19 protein-coding genes are annotated in these 20,846 nt (G+C 54.1%); 17 read left to right on the top strand and 2 right to left on the bottom strand.

Going from position 1 to position 20,846, the window contains the following annotated elements:
• The first annotated feature begins 167 nt into the window (after positions 1–167).
• From ACMGG3_RS09585 to otsA, 6 genes are all read left to right on the top strand, one after another.
• Complete coding sequence (locus ACMGG3_RS09585) at positions 168–725, top strand: DJ-1 family glyoxalase III (protein WP_032679709.1); 558 nt, start codon at positions 168–170, stop codon at positions 723–725.
• A 316-nt stretch (positions 726–1,041) separates the two neighbouring features.
• Complete coding sequence (gene araF / locus ACMGG3_RS09580; protein ID WP_020883371.1) at positions 1,042–2,031, top strand: arabinose ABC transporter substrate-binding protein AraF; 990 nt, start codon at positions 1,042–1,044, stop codon at positions 2,029–2,031.
• A gap of 71 nt (positions 2,032–2,102) precedes the next feature.
• The gene (gene araG, locus ACMGG3_RS09575) at positions 2,103–3,617 is read left to right on the top strand and encodes an L-arabinose ABC transporter ATP-binding protein AraG (RefSeq protein WP_050736994.1); all 1,515 of its coding nucleotides are present in this window, start codon (positions 2,103–2,105) and stop codon (positions 3,615–3,617) included.
• 14 nt (positions 3,618–3,631) lie between these two features.
• Complete coding sequence (araH, locus tag ACMGG3_RS09570; protein ID WP_014884358.1) at positions 3,632–4,612, top strand: arabinose ABC transporter permease AraH; 981 nt, start codon at positions 3,632–3,634, stop codon at positions 4,610–4,612.
• A gap of 176 nt (positions 4,613–4,788) precedes the next feature.
• A complete protein-coding gene (otsB, locus tag ACMGG3_RS09565; protein ID WP_331704428.1) occupies positions 4,789–5,592 on the top strand; it encodes a trehalose-phosphatase in 804 nt (267 codons plus the stop codon).
• Positions 5,567–6,991, top strand: coding sequence for an alpha,alpha-trehalose-phosphate synthase (gene otsA / locus ACMGG3_RS09560; protein WP_014170680.1), 1,425 nt, complete (start codon positions 5,567–5,569; stop codon positions 6,989–6,991). The genes otsB and otsA overlap by 26 nt, the downstream gene beginning before the upstream one ends.
• 15 nt (positions 6,992–7,006) lie before the next feature.
• Here otsA and uspC read toward each other — a convergent pair whose 3' ends face one another.
• Positions 7,007–7,435, bottom strand: coding sequence for a universal stress protein UspC (uspC, locus tag ACMGG3_RS09555; protein WP_040017806.1), 429 nt, complete (start codon positions 7,433–7,435; stop codon positions 7,007–7,009).
• 797 nt (positions 7,436–8,232) lie between these two features.
• Between uspC and flhD the strand changes: the two genes are divergently transcribed.
• The 6 genes from flhD (at position 8,233) to cheW (ending at position 13,662) form a co-directional block, all read left to right on the top strand.
• Entirely contained in the window at positions 8,233–8,583 is a 351-nt protein-coding gene (flhD, locus tag ACMGG3_RS09550) for a flagellar transcriptional regulator FlhD (RefSeq protein WP_020883374.1), read from the top strand.
• Between the two features lie 2 nt (positions 8,584–8,585).
• A complete protein-coding gene (flhC, locus tag ACMGG3_RS09545) occupies positions 8,586–9,164 on the top strand; it encodes a flagellar transcriptional regulator FlhC (RefSeq protein ID WP_014170677.1) in 579 nt (192 codons plus the stop codon).
• A gap of 123 nt (positions 9,165–9,287) precedes the next feature.
• Positions 9,288–10,175, top strand: a complete 888-nt coding sequence (gene motA, locus ACMGG3_RS09540; RefSeq protein ID WP_008500417.1) for a flagellar motor stator protein MotA — start codon at positions 9,288–9,290, stop codon at positions 10,173–10,175.
• The gene (motB, locus tag ACMGG3_RS09535) at positions 10,172–11,101 is read left to right on the top strand and encodes a flagellar motor protein MotB (RefSeq protein ID WP_014170676.1); all 930 of its coding nucleotides are present in this window, start codon (positions 10,172–10,174) and stop codon (positions 11,099–11,101) included. Before motA ends, motB begins: the two co-directional genes overlap by 4 nt.
• Positions 11,102–11,105: 4 nt before the next feature.
• On the top strand, positions 11,106–13,139 hold the full coding sequence (gene cheA / locus ACMGG3_RS09530) for a chemotaxis protein CheA (protein ID WP_020883375.1): 2,034 nt from the start codon (positions 11,106–11,108) through the stop codon (positions 13,137–13,139).
• A gap of 19 nt (positions 13,140–13,158) precedes the next feature.
• Complete coding sequence (cheW, locus tag ACMGG3_RS09525) at positions 13,159–13,662, top strand: chemotaxis protein CheW (RefSeq protein WP_020883376.1); 504 nt, start codon at positions 13,159–13,161, stop codon at positions 13,660–13,662.
• A 189-nt stretch (positions 13,663–13,851) separates the two neighbouring features.
• On the opposite strand, the gene ACMGG3_RS09520 is transcribed toward cheW, so the two are convergent.
• Positions 13,852–15,111, bottom strand: a complete 1,260-nt coding sequence (locus ACMGG3_RS09520) for a dicarboxylate/amino acid:cation symporter (protein ID WP_025203835.1) — start codon at positions 15,109–15,111, stop codon at positions 13,852–13,854.
• 430 nt (positions 15,112–15,541) lie between these two features.
• Between ACMGG3_RS09520 and ACMGG3_RS09515 the strand changes: the two genes are divergently transcribed.
• From ACMGG3_RS09515 to ACMGG3_RS09495, 5 genes are read left to right on the top strand one after another with little or no spacing between them, the layout of a single operon-like run.
• Positions 15,542–16,114: a spore coat protein U domain-containing protein gene (locus tag ACMGG3_RS09515; protein ID WP_020883378.1), complete on the top strand. Its 573-nt coding sequence runs from the start codon at positions 15,542–15,544 to the stop codon at positions 16,112–16,114.
• Positions 16,115–16,126: 12 nt separating this feature from the next.
• Positions 16,127–16,675: a spore coat U domain-containing protein gene (locus tag ACMGG3_RS09510; protein WP_025203836.1), complete on the top strand. Its 549-nt coding sequence runs from the start codon at positions 16,127–16,129 to the stop codon at positions 16,673–16,675.
• A 16-nt stretch (positions 16,676–16,691) separates the two neighbouring features.
• Complete coding sequence (locus tag ACMGG3_RS09505) at positions 16,692–17,453, top strand: molecular chaperone (RefSeq protein ID WP_395016292.1); 762 nt, start codon at positions 16,692–16,694, stop codon at positions 17,451–17,453.
• Positions 17,429–19,813 carry a fimbria/pilus outer membrane usher protein gene (locus ACMGG3_RS09500; protein WP_150344113.1) on the top strand — a complete coding sequence of 795 codons (2,385 nt, stop codon included), beginning with the start codon at positions 17,429–17,431 and terminating at the stop codon, positions 19,811–19,813. The genes ACMGG3_RS09505 and ACMGG3_RS09500 overlap by 25 nt, the downstream gene beginning before the upstream one ends.
• The gene (locus ACMGG3_RS09495) at positions 19,810–20,772 is read left to right on the top strand and encodes a spore coat protein U domain-containing protein (RefSeq protein WP_032680768.1); all 963 of its coding nucleotides are present in this window, start codon (positions 19,810–19,812) and stop codon (positions 20,770–20,772) included. The genes ACMGG3_RS09500 and ACMGG3_RS09495 overlap by 4 nt, the downstream gene beginning before the upstream one ends.
• Positions 20,773–20,846: the final 74 nt, after the last annotated feature.

The raw sequence follows: 20,846 nt of genomic DNA, 5'->3' as shown, positions 1-20,846 counted from the left end.
CGATGTGAAAAACAGATCAATCAATCAGGATATATTTTGAGGAATAAAATTGCGCTAAATCAATTTATCGCTAAAAGATGAGTGTGTGATCGCCGTGCAAGATTGTTCTTAATGATTATGTAAAAATGAAACACTGTTTTATCTTGTTTCAATCATTGAGGTTTATGATGGCAAAGGTTGCGGTGCTGTTGGCACCCGGTTTTGAGGAAGCAGAGGCGATTATCACCATTGATATTTTGCGCCGGCTGAACATCGACGTGGAAACTCTGGCCTGCGCGCAGTCGCGTGCAGTGGTCAGTTACCATAACATTCCCATGGTGGCAGACAGCACCTTATCAGAACGCAGCGATTCGCTTTACGATGCGATTGTTCTACCCGGGGGACCCCAGGGCAGCGCAAATCTGGCCGCGGATCCGCAGGTTATCCGTTTTATTTCTGCACATGACGCGCGCGGAAAGCTGATTTGCCCTATTTGTTCAGCAGCGGCGCGCGTGCTGGGGGGAAATGGGCTGCTTCGGGGGCGTCGCTACGTCTGCTCCGGGGATTTATGGGAGACGGTAAAAGACGGTGAATATGTGGATGCACCGGTCGTCCAGGATAAAAACCTGCTCAGTGGCAAAGGTCTTGGTCATGCTTTTGACTTTGCGCTGGCCCTTGCTGCTCGACTGTTGGGTGACGAAACGCCCGTTCGCGATCACGCTGACCACATCTATTACGCCTGGTAAATTTCCCGCCGGATGCTAGAGCGTCCGGCGCTCAGGGACTTCTTAGCTGATCTTATGGATAATTCTGCTTAACCCCGTTTCATTTGTCCGACAATTCCTGCCATTTTTATGTCATTTTCCGCTGAATTTATGTACGCAATTACTGTAATTCTGCGGTGTGATGGCGCTCTCTTATGGATGATTAATTTCCCGCTAAAACTATCACCAGCAATAACGCTTATGACGAGGTAAGCGCTAATGCCTTGTTTTAAGTCCGATTAAATAAGAAGCACGCAAATATTCCCTACAGAAAAGAATGCTAAAGCTGGAGTTTACCATGCACAAATTTACTAAAGCGCTGGCGGCCGTTGGTCTGGCTGCTGTTATGTCACAATCCGCTATCGCAGAGAATTTAAAACTCGGTTTTTTGGTAAAACAGCCAGAAGAGCCGTGGTTCCAGACTGAGTGGAAATTCGCCGATAAAGCCGGAAAAGATTTAGGTTTTGACGTCATTAAAATCGCCGTGCCTGACGGTGAAAAAACCCTGAACGCCATCGACAGCCTGGCGGCCAGCGGTGCGAAAGGTTTCGTTATCTGTACACCCGATCCAAAACTGGGGTCGGCAATTGCGGCTAAAGCGCGCGGTTACGACATGAAGGTTATTGCCGTTGACGATCAGTTCGTCAATGCCAAAGGCAAGCCAATGGACACCGTGCCGCTGGTAATGATGGCCGCGACCAAAATTGGTGAGCGCCAGGGTCAGGAACTCTATAAAGAGATGCAAAAGCGCGGCTGGGATGTAAAAGAGACGGGCGTCATGGCCATCACGGCTGATGAGCTGGATACTGCACGTCGTCGTACTACCGGTTCCATGGACGCTCTGAAAGCCGCCGGCTTCCCGGAAAAACAGATCTATAAAGTTCCTACCAAATCCAACGATATCCCCGGCGCGTTCGACGCCGCGAACTCAATGCTGGTTCAACACCCGGAAGTTAAACACTGGCTGGTGGTCGGTATGAACGACAACACCGTGCTGGGTGGCGTGCGTGCGACAGAAGGTCAGGGCTTCAAAGCTCCGGATGTTATCGGTATCGGCATCAACGGCGTTGACGCCGTCAGCGAACTGTCCAAAGCGCAGGCGACCGGCTTCTATGGCTCTCTGCTGCCAAGCCCGGACGTACACGGCTACAAATCCAGTGAAATGCTCTACAACTGGGTGACCAAAGGGGCTGAACCGCCGAAATTTACTGAAGTGACCGACGTGGTGCTGATTACCCGCGACAACTTCAAAGAGGAACTGGCGAAAAAAGGATTGGGCGGTAAGTAATACGCTGTGATTGCGCCCCTCATTCACCATGAGGGGCCAGACGTACACACTACAGGAATCACGGAGACGTTATGCGACAGTCTGATCCGTATCTCTCATTTCGCGGCATCGGGAAAACGTTCCCCGGTGTTAACGCGCTGACCGATATCAGTTTCGACTGCTATCCCGGCCAGGTCCATGCCCTGATGGGTGAAAACGGCGCGGGAAAATCCACGCTGTTGAAAATCCTCAGCGGCAACTATTCCCCTACGACCGGCACACTGGCCATTCGTGGCGAAGAGGTGGCTTTTGCTGATACCACGGCGGCGCTTAATGCCGGGGTGGCCATTATCTATCAGGAACTGCACCTGATCCCAGAGATGACCGTGGCCGAGAACATCTATTTAGGACAGCTCCCGCACAAAAGCGGCGTGGTTAATCGTTCGCTACTTAATTATGAAGCAGGGCTGCAGCTTAAACATCTTGGGCTGGACGTCGATCCTCAGACGCCGCTGAAATACCTCTCCATCGGCCAGTGGCAGATGGTTGAAATTGCCAAGGCCCTGGCGCGTAACGCCAGAATTATTGCCTTTGATGAACCCACCAGTTCGCTATCCGCACGTGAAATCGAAAACCTGTTCCGCGTGATCCGGGAGTTACGCCAGGAAGGCCGCACGATTTTGTATGTTTCGCACCGTATGGAAGAGATATTTGCCCTGAGCGACGCCATCACCGTGTTTAAAGATGGCCGCTATGTGCGCACCTTTAGCGATATGGCGCAGGTGAACCATGACCAGCTTGTCCAGGCGATGGTCGGACGCGATCTGGGGGACATTTACCACTGGAAACCGCGTGAGTACGGCCCTGAACGCCTGCGACTGGATAATGTAAAAGCGCCGGGAGTACGCATGCCGGTTTCGTTATCGGTACGCAGCGGTGAAATCGTCGGACTGTTCGGCCTGGTGGGCGCAGGGCGTAGCGAGTTAATGAAAGGGTTGTTCGGCGGCACGCGCATTACCGAGGGCGTGGTGTCTATTGACGGCGCAGCGGTGGATATTCAGAAGCCCGCCCACGCGATTAAGGCAGGCATGATGCTCTGCCCGGAAGATCGCAAAGCGGAGGGGATTATTCCGGTGCATTCGGTGCGTGACAACATCAATATCTCTGCCCGTCGCAAATTTATTCGCGCAGGATGCCTGATCAACGATAGCTGGGAATCGAGCAATGCCGATCACCACATTCGTTCACTCAATATCAAAACGCCGGGACCGGAACAGCTGATCATGAATCTTTCCGGGGGGAACCAGCAGAAGGCCATTCTGGGCCGCTGGCTGTCGGAGGATATGAAGGTCATTTTACTGGACGAACCGACGCGTGGTATCGATGTGGGGGCAAAACACGAGATTTATAACGTGATCTATGAACTGGCAAAACGCGGCGTGGCGGTGCTCTTCGCCTCCAGCGATCTGCCTGAAGTGCTTGGCGTCGCCGATCGCATTGTCGTCATGCGTGAAGGGGAAATTGCCGGTGAATTGCTTCATGAACAGGCGAATGAACAACAGGCGTTGAATCTCGCCATGCCTAAAGTCAGCCAGGCTGTCGCCTGAGTAAGGAGTTAATGATGTCCTCTGTTACTACATCCGGAGCGCCAAAGTCGGCGTTCAGTTTTGGCCGAATCTGGGATCAGTACGGCATGCTGGTGGTTTTTGCCGCGCTGTTTGTCGCCTGTGCGATCTTCGTTCCTAATTTTGCCACTTTTATTAATATGAAAGGGCTGGGGCTGGCCATTTCCATGTCCGGCATGGTGGCCTGCGGTATGCTGTTCTGTCTGGCCTCGGGCGATTTTGACCTGTCGGTGGCCTCGGTTATTGCCTGTGCCGGTGTCACCACGGCTGTGGTAATCAACATGACGGAGAGCCTGTGGATTGGCGTGCTGGCGGGTCTGTTACTGGGCGTGCTCAGCGGTCTGGTGAACGGCTTTGTCATTGCTCGTCTGAAGATTAACGCCCTGATCACAACGCTTGCGACCATGCAAATTGTGCGTGGTCTTGCCTATATCATCTCTGACGGTAAAGCGGTGGGGATTGAAGACGAGCGCTTCTTTACCCTCGGTTACGCTAACTGGCTGGGGCTGCCAGCGCCAATCTGGCTGACCGTGGCCTGTCTTATCCTGTTCGGGTTCCTGCTCAACCGGACCACGTTTGGCCGTAATACCCTGGCTATCGGGGGCAATGAAGAAGCCGCACGTCTGGCCGGTGTGCCGGTGGTGCGTACCAAGATTATTATCTTTGTTCTTTCCGGGCTGGTCTCTGCAGCCGCAGGGATTATTCTGGCGTCGCGAATGACCAGTGGCCAGCCAATGACCTCTATCGGTTATGAGCTGATCGTCATTTCAGCCTGTGTTTTGGGGGGCGTTTCCCTGAAAGGCGGCATCGGAAAAATCTCATATGTGGTGGCCGGTATCCTGATCCTGGGGACGGTAGAGAACGCCATGAACCTGCTCAATATTTCGCCATTCTCTCAGTACGTCGTTCGTGGGCTGATCCTGCTGGCAGCGGTGATATTCGACCGTTACAAGCAAAAAGCGAAGCGTACCGTCTGAGGTTTTTCCTATCTTTATATTGCTCAACTAATAACCTTAGCTGACCCCCGAACCGCCTCGCCAGTTTTGCTGGCGGGGCGGTTGTCAAATGGCGAGCGACGTCACACTGTCTATACTTACATGGCTATGAAAGAGGTAAAGGCGTTTACCTCTCGTAAACCGTAAGGAGGAATAGGGTGGCTGACTTGTTAACTGCACCGCCTGTACTGCCCGGACACTATGCTTTCTTTTTTGATCTCGACGGTACGCTCGCCGAGATAAAGCCGCATCCTGACCTGGTGGCGATCCCCGCCACGGTTCTTCAGAAGTTGCATCAGCTCTCGCAGGTGACTGAGGGAGCAGTGGCATTGATATCAGGGCGCTCGATGGCCGAACTGGACCAGCTTGCCAGGCCTTATCGCTTTCCGCTGGCCGGTGTACACGGAGCGGAGCGCCGCGACATCCATGATCAAACGCATATCGTTTCACTCCCCGATGCATTAATCCAGGCGCTACAGGTACAACTCTCGTCTGCGCTGGCAGAACTGCCCGGTACGGAGCTTGAAGCCAAAGGGATGGCTTTTGCCCTGCATTATCGCCAGGCGCCGCAGCACGAAGCGGCTGTGCTTGCGCTTGCGACCGCTATAGCAAATGCACATCCGGAGCTGGCGCTGCAGCCGGGTAAATGCGTGGTGGAGCTTAAACCTAAAGGGATCAATAAAGGCGCGGCGATTGCGGCGTTTATGGCGACACCGCCTTTTAACGGCAGGACGCCCGTTTTTATTGGGGATGACCTGACCGATGAGGCAGGGTTTCGTGTGGTGAATCAGGCCGGAGGGATCGCCATCAAGGTCGGGCCTGGTGAGACTGTCGCCGAATGGCGTCTGGCGGATGTCGCCAGCGTCTGGCAGTGGATATCTGACATCGCTAACCAGCAACAACAACAAATAGCGCAAAACAAAGGGGGAAACCATTATGGGTCGCTTAGTCGTCGTCTCTAACCGAATTGCACCGCCTGATGATAAAAAATCCAGTGCAGGTGGCCTGGCGGTTGGGGTATTAGGTGCCTTAAAAGCCGCCGGTGGGCTGTGGTTTGGCTGGAATGGTGAAATCAGTGAAGAACAGAAACCGCTCAAGAAAGTGACGCGCGGAAATATTACGTGGGCGTCGTTTGCGTTAAACGAAAAAGATTATGACGAGTATTACTCGCAGTTCTCCAATGCTGTGCTGTGGCCAGCGTTTCACTATCGTCTGGATCTGGTTAAATTCCAGCGCGAGTCCTTTGAAGGCTACACGCGGGTGAATTCGCTGCTGGCGGATAAACTGCTGCCTTTAATCGAGGAAGACGATATTTTATGGATCCACGATTATCACCTGCTGCCCTTCGCCAGAGAGTTGCGTAAAAGGGGAGTGAATAACCGGATTGGCTTTTTCCTGCATATTCCGTTCCCGACGCCGGAAATCTTTACCGCGCTGCCGCCGCATGAAGAGTTGCTGGATGCGCTGTGTGACTACGATCTGCTGGGCTTCCAGACCGAGAATGATCGACTTGCGTTCCTTGATTCTGTGTCCGGCAAAACGCGAGTGGTGACCAAAGGGGGGAAAACCCATACGGCCTGGGGCAAGACATTCCACACTGAAGTGTATCCCATCGGTATTGAACCTGAAGAGATTGCCGAGCAGGCTTCCGGTCCGCTGCCGCCCAAACTGGCGCAGCTTAAGAATGAACTCAAGCACGTGAAGAATATCTTCTCGGTGGAGCGTCTTGATTATTCCAAAGGGCTGCCAGAACGTTTCCTGGCGTATGAAACGCTGCTGGAGAAGTATCCGCAGCATCACGGTAAAATCCGCTATACGCAGATAGCGCCCACCTCGCGCGGTGAAGTGCAGGCTTATCAGGATATTCGTCACCAGCTGGAGACGGAAGCAGGGCGCATTAATGGCCGCTACGGTCAGTTGGGCTGGACGCCACTCTTTTATCTCAATCAACACTTTGACCGTAAGATCCTGATGAAAGTGTTCCGCTATGCGGATGTCGGGCTGGTAACGCCATTGCGGGACGGGATGAACCTGGTCGCGAAAGAGTACGTCGCCGCCCAGGACCCCGCCGATCCGGGTGTGCTGGTGCTTTCCCAGTTTGCCGGGGCCGCCAATGAATTGACGTCTGCGCTTATCGTCAACCCTTACGATCGTGACGACGTGGCGAATGCCCTCAACCGTGCGCTGACGATGCCGCTCACGGAGCGTATTTCCCGCCATGCCGAGATGATGGAAACGATCCGTAAGAACGATATTAACCACTGGCAGGCGCGTTTTATTCGCGATCTTCGTGATATTGCGCCGCAGAGTAATGAAGGCCATCTGCAAAAAAAGATCGCGACATTCCCTAAACTCGCCTGATTTTCCTCTGGGGGTTTAACGGCCCCCAAGAGGCACTAACAACACATCCACCTGGCTTGACGCCACAATCGATTTCGCCGCACAGGCTGCGCGAGAAAAAAAGCTGTGGTTATGATTCCCGCATATTACTAAATCAATATTCTGCTTACTGCACATGTTAAGAATATGCGCATTAAGCTCCCCTGTCGCAATAATGGTGTCATATATAGGATATTGCGCCTTTTCTACCAGCTCGCGCATAAATTGCTGCGTTTCTTCCTGTAATACCTCACGAATATCTTCCAGCATGGGGGCAGCCAGTTGATTATACATCTCAGGCTCGGCCGCGAGGGTGATCAGGCTGATACGGGCATTATGCGGTCTGGCAATGGAAACCGCCCGGGCGATGAGTTCATGGCTTTCGGGCGAAACCGCAACAGAAACAAGAAGATGGGAGTAACTCATAACGCACTCCTTAGGTGTCTGAAAGACAGCGTCTTAGTCACCATTACCGCGATTTCACCGGATCTGCAAGAGGTGAATACGACATAAGTGTGAAGCTAATCATAATTATTCATTAATTATTCTTATAAGAAGAATAACGGGAAAACGTGCCTAAATGAAAAAAAATTAACAACTTAACCTGAATCACACTTTTTTACGTTTCCGGTGTTAAATCGTTTTAAGACGTTATAAACACATTTCTAATGATTACCATGTGAAACAATTGTTATGGGCGTTTTTCATAACTACATGTTTTTTATAGGTAATGAAAATGTGACCTTAAGATGGATTCACTGTGACGCGCATCCGGTCGCTGACACGTTTCGAACAGCACATGTCATGCCACTTCTGCTCATACTCCTGCATGAGTATTCGCCCATAAAGAATAGAAAACAGTGTTGATCGTTCAAAAAATAACCAATTTACAAGTCATACTGATGGATTTATGGGAGATATTCACTTAAATTGTGTGACGTAGATCACATTTTTTTTAAATTTGGGGGTAGCTGCATTGTATGTGTCAAAACTGACGAGTAGAGTTTGCGTCGAATTAGGAAAAATCTTAGTTATTTGTAAGAAATGATAAAACGTGTAAGAGACGTAACCGCGTTTCAGCTGTTGCGCGTTTCAATGAATACAAACCTAAATTCGACTATGCATTTAGCCTTTTCTTTTTTATACCGGGTGATTTCCCGGCGACATCACGGGGTGCGGTCTTTCCGCATAAAAATAATAGTTGGTTATTCGGGATGGGAACAATGCATACATCCGAGTTGCTAAAACATATCTATGACATCAATTTGTCGTATTTACTGCTCGCGCAGCGTTTGATTAGTCAGGACAAGGCGTCCGCGATGTTTCGTCTGGGTATTAATGAAGAAATGGCAACCATGCTGGGTGGGTTAACCCTTCCTCAAATGGTTAAACTGGCGGAAACAAACCAACTGGTTTGCCAGTTCCGTTTTGACAATCCTCAGACTATCACGCGTCTGACGCAGGATTCCCGTGTTGACGATCTTCAACAGATCCATACCGGTATTCTTCTTTCCACTCGCTTGCTTACCGAAATCAGCCAGCCTGATGACGCAGCCCGTAAGAAAAGGGCCTAGCAATGAGCGAGAAAAGCATTGTTCAGGAAGCGCGTGACATACAGTTAGCAATGGAGCTGATTACGCTCGGTGCTCGTTTACAAATGCTGGAAAGCGAGACTCAGCTGAGTCGTGGTCGCCTCATCAAATTGTATAAAGAGTTACGTGGTAGTCCCCCGCCGAAAGGAATGCTGCCGTTTTCAACGGACTGGTTTATGACCTGGGAACAGAACATTCATGCCTCCATGTTCTGTAATGCCTGGCAGTATCTTCTCAAAACCGGTTTGTGTAGCGGCGTTGATGCCGTGATCAAAGCGTATAAACTTTACCTTGAACAATGCCCGCAGCAGGACGAGGGTCCTTTGCTGGCGCTCACCCGCGCATGGACGCTGGTGCGTTTTGTTGAAAGCGGAATGCTTGAGCTGTCGCGCTGTAACTGCTGCGATGGCAATTTTATTACCCATGCGCATCAGCCTGCAGGCAGCTTCGCCTGTAGTTTATGCCAGCCTCCATCCCGAGCAGTAAAAAGACGTAAACTTTCCCGGGAAGCTGCCGATATTATTCCACAACTGCTGGATGAACAGATCGAACAAGCTGTTTAACCCGAACGTGTGGGCAAGATTCCAGCAGCGGTAAGCAATTACCGCTGCTTTTTTTTACCCCGCAAACGGTAAACGCTGCGAGCTGAACATCCTTGCCATAGTCACTAGCGGAAGGATGATGTCGTGCTTATCTTATTAGGTTACCTGGTAGTTCTCGGTACAGTTTTCGGCGGTTACATGATGACCGGCGGGCACCTTGGAGCACTCTATCAACCGGCTGAACTTATTATCATCGGCGGCGCAGGGGTAGGGGCTTTTATCGTTGGTAATAACGGTAAATCGATCAAGGGCACGCTGAAAGCTATTCCACTGCTGTTCCGTCGCTCTAAATACACCAAAAGCATGTATATGGATCTGCTTGCGCTGCTCTATCGTCTGATGGCGAAGTCGCGTCAGCAGGGCATGTTCTCGCTTGAGCGGGATATTGAAAACCCGAAAGAGAGCGAAATTTTTGCCAGCTACCCGCGCATTCTCGCTGACGCAATGATGCTGGATTTCATCGTCGATTACTTGCGACTGATCATCAGCGGCAACATGAACACCTTCGAAATCGAAGCGCTGATGGACGAAGAGATTGAAACGCACGAAAGCGAATCCGAAGTGCCGGCAAACAGCCTGGCGCTGGTGGGCGATTCCCTCCCTGCGTTCGGTATCGTCGCGGCGGTGATGGGCGTGGTACACGCGCTGGCCTCGGCGGATCGTCCTGCGGCAGAGCTGGGCGCGTTGATTGCGCATGCGATGGTGGGCACCTTCCTCGGTATTTTGCTGGCGTATGGTTTTATCTCTCCGCTGGCCAGCGTTCTGCGTCAGAAAAGCGCGGAAACGACCAAAATGATGCAGTGCGTGAAGATCACGCTGCTCTCTAACCTCAACGGTTATGCGCCACCTATCGCAGTTGAATTCGGCCGTAAAACGCTTTATTCCAGCGAGCGCCCGTCGTTTATCGAGCTTGAAGAACACGTGCGTGCGGTGAAAAACCCAAACCAACAGACGACAACTGAGGACGCATGAAAAATCAGTCCCATCCGATCGTCATCGTAAAAAAACGCAAGCACAAGGGGCATGGGCACGGCGCGCATGGCTCCTGGAAAATCGCGTACGCCGATTTTATGACCGCAATGATGGCATTCTTTCTGGTGATGTGGCTCATCTCCATCTCCAGCCCGAAAGAGTTGATCCAGATTGCCGAGTATTTCCGAACGCCGCTGGCGACCGCCGTGACCGGTGGGCAGCGAATCTCTAACAGCGACAGCCCGATCCCTGGCGGCGGCGATGATTACACCCAGCAGAAGGGTGAGGTGAAGAAAGAGCCGAACATCGACGAGCTGAAAAAACGTATGGAGCAAGCGCGCCTGAAGAAACTGCGCGGCGATCTCGATCAGCTGATTGAGGCGGATCCTAAACTGCGTGCCCTGCGACCACACCTGAAGATCGATCTGGTGCAGGAAGGTTTACGTATACAGATTATTGATAGCCAGAATCGCCCGATGTTCAAAACGGGCAGCGCGGAAGTTGAGCCATACATGCGCGACATTTTGCGCGGCATTGCGCCAGTGCTGAACGGTATTCCTAACCGTATCAGCCTGTCTGGACACACGGATGACTTCCCATACGCCACGGGTGAGAAGGGATACAGCAACTGGGAGCTTTCTGCCGATCGTGCCAACGCCTCGCGTCGCGAGCTGGTGGCAGGTGGGCTTGATGATGGCAAGGTACTGCGCGTGGTCGGCATGGCATCAACCATGCGTGTCACTGACCGCGGGCCGGATGACGCCATCAACCGTCGTATCAGTCTTTTAGTGCTGAACCAGCAGGCGGAGCAGGCCATCCTGCACGAAAACGCCGAAAGTCAGAATGAGTCACTGGACGATTTAAAACAGCCTGGGGCCGTTCCTTCGGCTGCCGTTCCAACATCGCCACCAGCCAATCCGAGGTGATAGCGTGAGCATGGATATTAGCGATTTTTACCAGACATTCTTTGATGAAGCCGACGAATTGTTGGCCGATATGGAGCAACACTTGCTGGATTTGGTGCCTGAAGCACCGGACTCCGAGCAGCTCAATGCCATCTTCCGTGCAGCGCACTCGATTAAAGGCGGAGCCGGAACGTTTGGATTTACCATCCTGCAGGAAACGACCCATTTAATGGAAAACCTGCTGGATGAAGCACGACGCGGTGAGATGCAGCTCAATACCGACATTATCAACCTGTTTTTGGAAACCAAAGATATTATGCAGGAACAGCTCGACGCCTATAAAAGCTCGGCAGAGCCTGATGCCGCCAGCTTTGAATACATCTGCAATGCGCTGCGCCAGCTCGCGCTGGAAGCCAAAGGTGACGCAGCCGCAGCTGTTGTTCCGGCAGCCAAACTGAGCGTTGTCGATGCCGTTACCGCACAAGAGGCGGCCCCGGCCGCCGCTGCGAGTAAAGTGCGCGTGGTGCTGTCTCGCCTCAAAGAGAACGAAGTTGACCTTCTTGAAGAAGAGCTGAGTAACCTGGCGAAATTAAGCAACGTGGTGAAAGGCAAAGACAGCCTGAGTGCGACGCTGGAAGAGGGGATCAGCCAGGACGATATCGTGGCGGTCCTGTGCTTTGTTATCGAAGCCGACCAGATCGCGTTTGAAACCGAAACGGCGGCGGTTGACGTGCCAGCGGCAGTGGAAGAGGTGGCGGTTGTTCCTCAGGCGGCCGCGCCTGCCGTTGCGCCTGCGGCGCCGGTATTGAAAGCGGTGCCAAAAGATGCTGCCGCGCCAGGCCGTGGTGAAAAACCGGCCGCGCGCTCCAGTGAATCCACCAGCATCCGCGTCGCCGTCGAGAAAGTTGACCAGCTGATTAACCTGGTGGGTGAACTGGTGATTACCCAGTCGATGCTGGCACAGCGGTCTAACGAACTGGACCCGGTGACCCACGGCGATCTGATCACCAGCATGGGGCAGTTGCAACGTAATGCCCGCGACCTGCAGGAATCGGTGATGTCCATCCGTATGATGCCGATGGAATATGTCTTCAGCCGCTTCCCGCGTCTGGTGCGTGACCTGGCCAGCAAACTGAATAAACAGATTGAACTGACGCTGATGGGCAGCTCCACCGAGCTGGATAAAAGCCTGATCGAACGCATTATCGACCCGTTAACGCACCTGGTGCGTAACAGCCTCGACCACGGTATCGAACTGCCGGAAAACCGCATTGCCGCCGGAAAATCCCCGGTCGGGAATCTGATCCTCTCCGCCGAACACCAGGGCGGGAACATCTGCATCGAAGTGACCGATGACGGTGCGGGCCTGAACCGTGAGCGCATTCTGGCGAAAGCCATTTCGCAGGGAATGGCGGTCAACGAAAACATGACTGACGAAGAAGTGGGCATGCTGATCTTCGCGCCAGGCTTCTCGACCGCAGAGCAGGTGACGGACGTTTCCGGACGCGGCGTGGGAATGGACGTGGTGAAGCGTAACATTCAGGAGATGGGCGGCCACGTTGAGATCAAGTCTAAGCAAGGTTCCGGCACCACCATTCGTATCCTGCTGCCGCTGACGCTGGCAATCCTCGACGGCATGTCGGTGAAAGTGGCGGACGAAGTCTTTATTCTGCCGCTGAACGCGGTGATGGAATCGCTGCAGCCGCGTGAAGAAGATCTGCATCCGCTGGCGGGTGGCGAGCGCGTTCTTGAAGTGCGCGGTGAGTACCTGCCGCTGGTCGAATTGTGGAAAGTGTTCGAAGTGGATGGCGCGAAAACCGAGGCCACGCAGGGGATCGTGGTGATCCTGCAAAGTGCGGGTCGCCGCTACGCGCTGCTGGTTGATCAGCTGATTGGCCAGCACCAGGTGGTCGTGAAGAACCTCGAAAGCAACTACCGCAAAGTGCCAGGTATTTCTGCCGCCACTATTCTGGGTGACGGTAGCGTGGCGCTGATCGTTGATGTGTCGGCGCTTCAGGGATTAAATCGTGAACAACGTGTGGCGTACACAGCCGCCTGATTAAGTAGAAGGTAATAACATGACCGGTATGAGTAATGTAACGAAACTGGCGGGCGAGCCATCAGGGCAGGAATTCCTGGTATTCACTTTAGGCGATGAGGAGTACGGCATCGATATCCTGAAAGTGCAGGAAATTCGTGGTTACGACCAGGTTACCCGCATCGCGAACACGCCTGCCTTTATTAAAGGTGTCACCAACCTGCGCGGCGTGATTGTGCCTATCGTTGACCTGCGCGTGAAGTTCAGCCAGGGCGACGTGGACTATAACGAGAACACCGTGGTGATTGTCCTGAATCTGGGGCAGCGCGTGGTTGGGATCGTGGTGGATGGCGTATCTGATGTGCTGTCCCTGACGTCCGATCAAATCCGTCCGGCGCCGGAGTTTGCGGTCACGCTGTCTACCGAGTATCTGACGGGGCTGGGAGCGCTGGGTGAGCGTATGCTGATTCTGGTGAATATTGAGAAGCTGCTGAACAGTGATGAGATGGCGCTGCTGGATATCGCGACGAATCACGTGGCGTAATGTTTCTCTAAACGGTTCTATGAGGCTTTCGTGGAACCGTTTCGTTCAGTCGGGCATTTCGGTTATCTGATTCGCCCGCTGCGGTGAACGTATTAAGGGGGCTATTGCAGCCCCCTTATCTTATTCGACTACTGCAGACATGGTATTTTCTGCTGGTCTTAAGGTGAACGAAACCATTCCGCCAACCCGTTACGCTTCCTGCTCTACCAGCTCAGTCTCCGCTTCACGCGCCCCTTCATTTTGCGACAGCATCGCAGTCGCAATACCGTTACCCAGCACGTTAATCGCTGAACGTCCCATATCCAGGAAATGATCGATCCCCATCAGCAGCAAAATACCCGCCACCGGAATATTGAAACTCGGGATGGTTGCCGCCAGCACCACCAGCGACGAACGAGGCACCCCCGCAATCCCTTTTGAAGCCAGCATCAGCGTCAGCATCAGCACGGTCACTTCGGTGAAGCTCAGGTGAATATTGTACGCCTGGGCGATAAACATCGAGGCGAAAGAGCAATACACCATAGAGCCCACCAGGTTAAAGGAGTAACCGATCGGCAGAACGAAAGAGGCGATATTGCGCGAGCAACCAAAACGCTCAAGCTGCTCCAGCGTTTTTGGATACGCCGCTTCTGAACTGCTAGTGGTAAACGCCACCAGCACCGGGTCCTTCAGCATGCTGACCAGGCGGAACACCTCTTTCTTCAGCACCATATAGCCGACGGCCAGCAGCACCATGCAGGTGAGAAGGATTGCCACGTAGTAGCCGCCAATAAAGGAGGCGTAGTTCAGCAGAATGCCCAGACCCTGAGTGGCAATCACAGATGAGATGGCGGCGAAAATGGCCAGCGGGGCGACGTACATCACGTAACCCGTCACCTTCAGCATGATATGGGAGACCACATCCAGCGCGGCCACCAGCGGGGCATTGAATTTTTGCCCCAGCGACGCGCCGGCGATGCCGAAGAACATAGAGAAGACCACAATCTGCAGGATTTCATTGTTCGCCATCGCACCGGCAATACTGGTCGGAATGGTATGGGACAAGAACGCTTTCAGCGTCATCCCCCCCACCGCAAGGCCGGTGTCTACCGCCTCTTTCGGGATAGCCAGGTTCAGGCCGCTGCCCGGACGCTCCAGCGTGACGATAAACAGTCCCACCAGAATGGAAAGCACGGATGAGCTAATAAACCACACCATCGCTTTGCCGCCCACGCGACCAATGGTGGAGGTTTCACCCAGTTTCATAATGCCCACGGTCAGCGTGCTGAAGACCAGTGGCGCAATAACCATTTTAATCAGACGCAGGAAAATATCGGTCAGCAGCGTGATGTTATCCGACCATGCTTTGATAGCATCCGCAGAGGCATACTCATGAATCGCCGCCCCTGAAAGAATACCCGCCAGCATGAATATCACGATGAAGAGTGTGAGTTTGTTTGCACTTGCCACGAAAAAAGACCCTCTATGCGCTTTGGTTGCCGTCTGCGCCGATGTATATAGATTTTTTATTACGACGCAGGAAATTATTCGGCACATAAATTGAAGTAAAGCGGAGGGAGATACAACTAGTTTTTAATTTTTATTAATTTTGTTGTTAACGCCTCGACGATATATTGTGATGCAGATCACATTTCAATGGATATATCCTCTGCGTATACGAGAAATAAGGCATTTACAAAGTATTAACATCCTGTTTTATAAATAAATATTCAGTCAATAAGCCATTAGTCTTGCCCTCCGCGGCGCGGGTGGTCGAAGCGGTATCCATAAACTAAATTCTCAATAACCCCCGGAAGAGGAACGTTAAGTGGGGCTAACATCTTGAACAGCAAAAATAAAATGTGGCAAGCGAACGGAAATGTCTTCTGGAGGGTGGTAAATGAAAAGAAAACTCCTTTTGATCTGTGCAGGCACGTTGCTGACGGCGACAACAGCCCAACAGGCGCTGGCGGTGACCAGCAGCGGTACTATTGGCGCGACGTTAACCCTGACGAACGGTTGTCTGATAAACGGCTCGCCCACGCAAAATGGCATTAACTTCGGGACCCTGGATTTCGGCACCCATCCCGCAACGTTTTCCACCCTGACGACGCAGCTGACCGGTGCCAGCGGCGGTAACACGTTCACCATTCAATGTACGACCGCCAGCTATACGGTGGCGATCACCGGGAATACCAACTCCACCGCGCCGGGTACCGTCGTGGGGACGCCAGGCACGCCTGCGCGCTATCTGGTCAACACCACCAATGCTGCACAGGGTGTGGCTTACAGCCTGTATAGCGACAGCGGATTTAACAACGTCGTTGCCAACAACGCGGCACTGCCAATAGCGTCAACCGCCGGGGGCATCGACAGTTACACACTTTACGGGCGCATTACCGGGGGCGGTAACAGCGTTACGGTCGTTCCGGGTACCTACACCGACACGATTAACGTCAGCGTCACCTACTAGTTTCACGCAGCCATGAAGGCATCCATTTTGCGTCTGCGCAACAGCGCGGAGGGGATCGTGCACCCTTTGTACGCGCTGATCGTCTGCCTGATGCTGGTGCCTGCGGCGGGTGCTGTGACGTCCCAGTCATTTAAGGTCAGCGCGACCATTGTGCCCGGGTGCGCGGTATCCACGGGCAGCGGAGGAGTTTTCGGTACGCTCGATTTCGGTACCCACAACGGGGTGGAAAGTGCCCCGGTGAGCACCAGTTTTGTGCCTAACGGGGCCTTGTCCATCGCCTGCACGCCCGGCGTGGCGCTGAGTATGAGCATTAACGGCGGACAGAATTACTCCTCCGTTCGGCGTATGAAGCGCTCAGGGGGAACGGAAGTGGTGGGATATCGCCTTTACAGCAGCAGTTCGCTGGCGGCGAACAGCGAAATTGGCGTCAATCAGGCAATACCGGTGACCTATACCAACAGTAATAACATTGCGCTGCCGCTTTTTGGCGTGGCGCTGCTGACCGGGTTTAGCCCGGCAGGAACGTATTCTGATCAGCTCACCGTGACCTTGTCATGGTGATAAAGGGAGACAGTCGATGAAGCCATTTTTCAGACACCTTTGTCTGGTGAGTTTGTTGGGGGGAATGGCTGCGGCGACAGGCCAGGCGCAGGCGGCGGCAACCATTCTGTTGTGGCCCATCGATCCGTGGCTGTCAGCGGATGCCAAAGCCACTGAATTATGGATCCAGAATCAGGGGAACAGCGCAACGACAATGCAGGTCCGCATTGTGCGCTGGAAGCAGGAGGGCGGTTATGAACGCTACTCCGCACAGCAGGACGTGGTGGCCAGCCCGCCCATCGTCACCATTGGCAAAGGCAGTAAGCAGCTTATTCGTCTGATTAAGCAGGGTACGGTGCCGCTCGGCGTCGAACAGGCCTACCGCATTATTGTGGATGAAATCCCCCAGCCGGATGCCAAAGCCGAGCCGGCCATTGGCCTGAAATTGCAAATGCGCTACTCCATTCCTTTGTTCGTTTATGGACAGGGAATCCCGACCCTCAAAGAGGGGGCACATCATGCGCTGGTGGAGACCAAAAATCTGAGCTGGCGGGTGACGCAGGAGAAGGGACATCCTGCCCTGGTGGTCCGTAATCAGGGGGATGTGCACGTCAAACTCAGCCAGGTGGCGCTGGAGCAGGGCGGGCAGAAGCGGACGGTTGCAGACGGATTACTCGGGTATGTTCTTGCGGGTAGCACCCGCACCTGGTCAATCCCGGCCGGAATAGGTCAGCCAGACCGGCTGAGCGCGCAGATTAATGCCAGGGATACGCAATGGCAGTCGACGCCCGTCAACTGAAACCGGCGATGATGATCCTGCTCTGCGTCAGTACCAGCACCTGGGCTGAGCCCGGCGATGACAGTTTACCGCCGCCGCCGCAGGCTCAGGCGTTGAACGGCGAAGCGGTCTTTCAGCTCTCGATTGTGTTGAATCACTACGACACCGGTATGGTGGTGCCCGTGACGCAGCGCGAGGGGGCATTCTTTATTTCCAGCGCCGACCTGCTGCGGGCAGGGCTCCCGCCGGAGCATGTGCCTGCCGGAGACGTGAACCTTTCTACCCTGCCGCAGGTGCGCGTAGAGTACGACAGCGCCGCGCAGCGTCTGCTGCTGGGCGTTCCGGCCGACTGGGTCGCCTCACGCGTGACCCCTTTCAGCGGACAAATGTCACAAAGCAAACCACACTTCGGGCGTGGAGCGCTGCTCAATTACGATCTCTACACCAACCATACGGAACATGTCGGCGGACAGGCCTCGCTCTGGCATGAATTCCGCTACTTCAATGAGAACGGCTCCTTTTCTTCAACCGGCTATGCCCGGGAAAATTTCACCGGAAACGACGGTCAGCAGGAAGGGTATGTGCGCTATGACACGACGCTTCTGATGACGAACGAGGACGAGGCCACGACCTGGACCGCCGGGGATGTGATCAGCGATGCCCTGAGCTGGAGCACCAGCGTGCGCATGGGCGGGATCAGCTACGGGCGGGATTTCTCCCTGCGTCCTGACCTCGTGACCTGGCCACTGCCAGAGTTCTCGGGCGAAGCGGCGGTTCCCACCTCGGTGGATCTCTTTATCAATGGCTATCGTTCCGGCTCGACCCAGCTTCAGCCGGGACCGTTCACCCTGACCAATCTGCCCTATATCAACGGAGCAGGGGACGCGGTACTGGTCACCACCGATGCGCTGGGGCGCCAGGTGAGTACCACGCTGCCGTTTTACGTCACCAGCGAATTGCTGAAACAAGGCCTGAGCGACGGGGCGGTGACGCTCGGCAGCCTGCGGCGTAATTACGGCATCAAGAATTTTGACTACGGCCCGGCGGCGGGTAGTGGGTCGTATCGCTACGGCGTTACGGACTGGCTGACGCTGGAGGGCCATGCCGAAGGGGCAGAAGCGCTGGCGCTGGGCGGGATGGGGACGGTGGTTAAATTGGGTCGGTTTGGCGTCGTGAATACCGCGTACTCTCAAAGCCGCATGCGTGGAGATAATGGCGGGCAAATCAACTGGGGCTATCAGTACAGTACCAGTGAATTTAGTGTAGCGACACAGCATACGCGGCGCGATCGCGACTTTGGCAACCTCGCCCTCTACGACCAACCGACGGTCTATGACGAAAATGACCGGCCCATCGCCAGTTTTAGTCGCAACACCGACCAGTACTCTCTCACCTTTAACCTGGGTGAGTATGGCAGTCTCGGTGCTGCGTGGATCGGCGTGGAGAGCTTTGACAACCAAAAAACCGAACTGCTGAATCTCTCCTGGAGCCGCAATTTGTGGGGGGCGAGCAGTATTTATCTGGCTGCAAGCCGCGATCAGCAGCGGGGAGACTGGACGGTGGCCATGTCGCTTCAGGTGCCGCTGGGAGAGCGTGACAGTGCCGCCGTAACCTATGAAAACACGCCAGATGCCGGCAGCACGCAGCGTATCAACTACAACCACTCCATGCCTTCCGACGGTGGCTTTAGCTGGAACATGGCATGGGCCAACCAGTCGAAAGCCAATGATTATCAGCAGGGAACGCTGGGCTGGCGCAATAACAACATCGAACTTCAGGGCGGTGGTTATGGCGAAAGGGGCATGATGACCTGGTGGGGAGAGGCGATGGGCGCGGTTGTGCTGATGGACGGCGAGCTGTTTGCGGCAAATAAAATCAACGATGCGTTTGTGGTGATCAGCACCGACGGTCACCCGGACGTTCCCGTCAGCTATGAGAACCAGCCGGTCGGCAAAACGAACAATAACGGCTACCTGCTGGTCAGCGGGGTATCGGCTTATTACCCGGCCAGTTATCGCATTGATACCCTGAATCTGCCCGCGGATACCCGGCTGAAAGAGACAGAGCGGCGGATCGCTATTCGCCGCCACAGCGGTTATCTGGTCGATTTCCCGATGGAGCAGGAGCGGGTGGCAAGCGTCATTCTGCATGACAAGCAGGGGCAGGCTATCCCGGTAGGCAGCCAGGTTCGACGCGCCTCGCGCAACAATGCGGTGGTGGGGTATGACGGCATCGCCTGGCTGGAAAATCTCAGCGATGTGAACCCGCTTGAGGTGATTACGCCAGACGGAAAACACTGCTCGGCCACGCTGACCGTGGGGGCCAATCCGGAACATAAGCTGCAGACATACGGACCGCTGATTTGCCGGGAGGAACGGTGAAGCGCTTACTGCTGTTGATGCTGCTGCTGTTTTCCGGCGGCGGCTGGGCGGCGTGTACCGTCAGTACGGTAAATGCGTCATTTGGTAGCGTCACCTCGTTCGCGCTCAGCGGAACCGGGGAGGTCGAAACCACCGGCAGGCTGATTGTGGCATGCGACGCCGTGCTCAATCTTCTGACCAACGACTCGGTGACGCTGAACTACACCGCCGCGTCGGTTTCAGGCAACAGCCGTGCCACCATGAAACGCACCGACAATGCGGCCATCACGGATGTGATCCCCACCCGGTTGTGCGGGTTAACGGGGTGTTCGGGCAATAGCGAAGTGCAAATCAGCAAAGCTTATACCTGGAGCGGCAACACCCTGCTGGGATTACTGGGGTCAAAACAGTACAGCATTCCGCTTTATTTCCGCACCGTTGCCGGACAAAACGTCACAGCCGGGCCCTATCAGGTGCTGCTCACCTTCAGCATCAACTACAGCGTCTGTTCCGTGGGCGTGCTGGGCCTTTGCACCGTTCCCCAGACAGGCACGGCGACCACCAGTATTCTTCTCAACATGACCGTCACAAACGACTGCAGCGCCATGACCACGCCGGACGTCAACTTCAACAGTGCGCCGCTGGTGCAAAGTTTCCCCACTGTCTCGCAGGCGATTGCCGTCACCTGTACCAAAGGAAGCACTTACACTATCGGAATTAATAATGGTGCCAACGCGCTGAATAATGTTCGCCGCATGGTGAGCGGCAGTAACTACATGAGTTACGACATTTATAAAGAAGCCACGACCAACCGCTGGGGTGGCAGCGGTACCGAGCGCTGGACCAGCGCAACCTCCTCGCAGGTCAGTACCGACGGTTTATTGCGAACCTACAACTACACTGCCAAAGTCCTTACCAGCCAGTCTACGCCGCCTGCCGGCACCTATACCGATACGCTGATCGTTGACGTTGCGTTTTAACCCCGCGCTTTTCCCTTTCTCAAATGTAAAGTTCCTGTAGTCAGTGCCGATAACACCGTTAATAAATCTATGAG

This window comes from Enterobacter sp. BNK-18, from assembly GCF_047456135.1.
Classification (GTDB): domain Bacteria; phylum Pseudomonadota; class Gammaproteobacteria; order Enterobacterales; family Enterobacteriaceae; genus Enterobacter; species Enterobacter ludwigii.
This window is presented reverse-complemented; position numbering and strand designations above follow the sequence as displayed.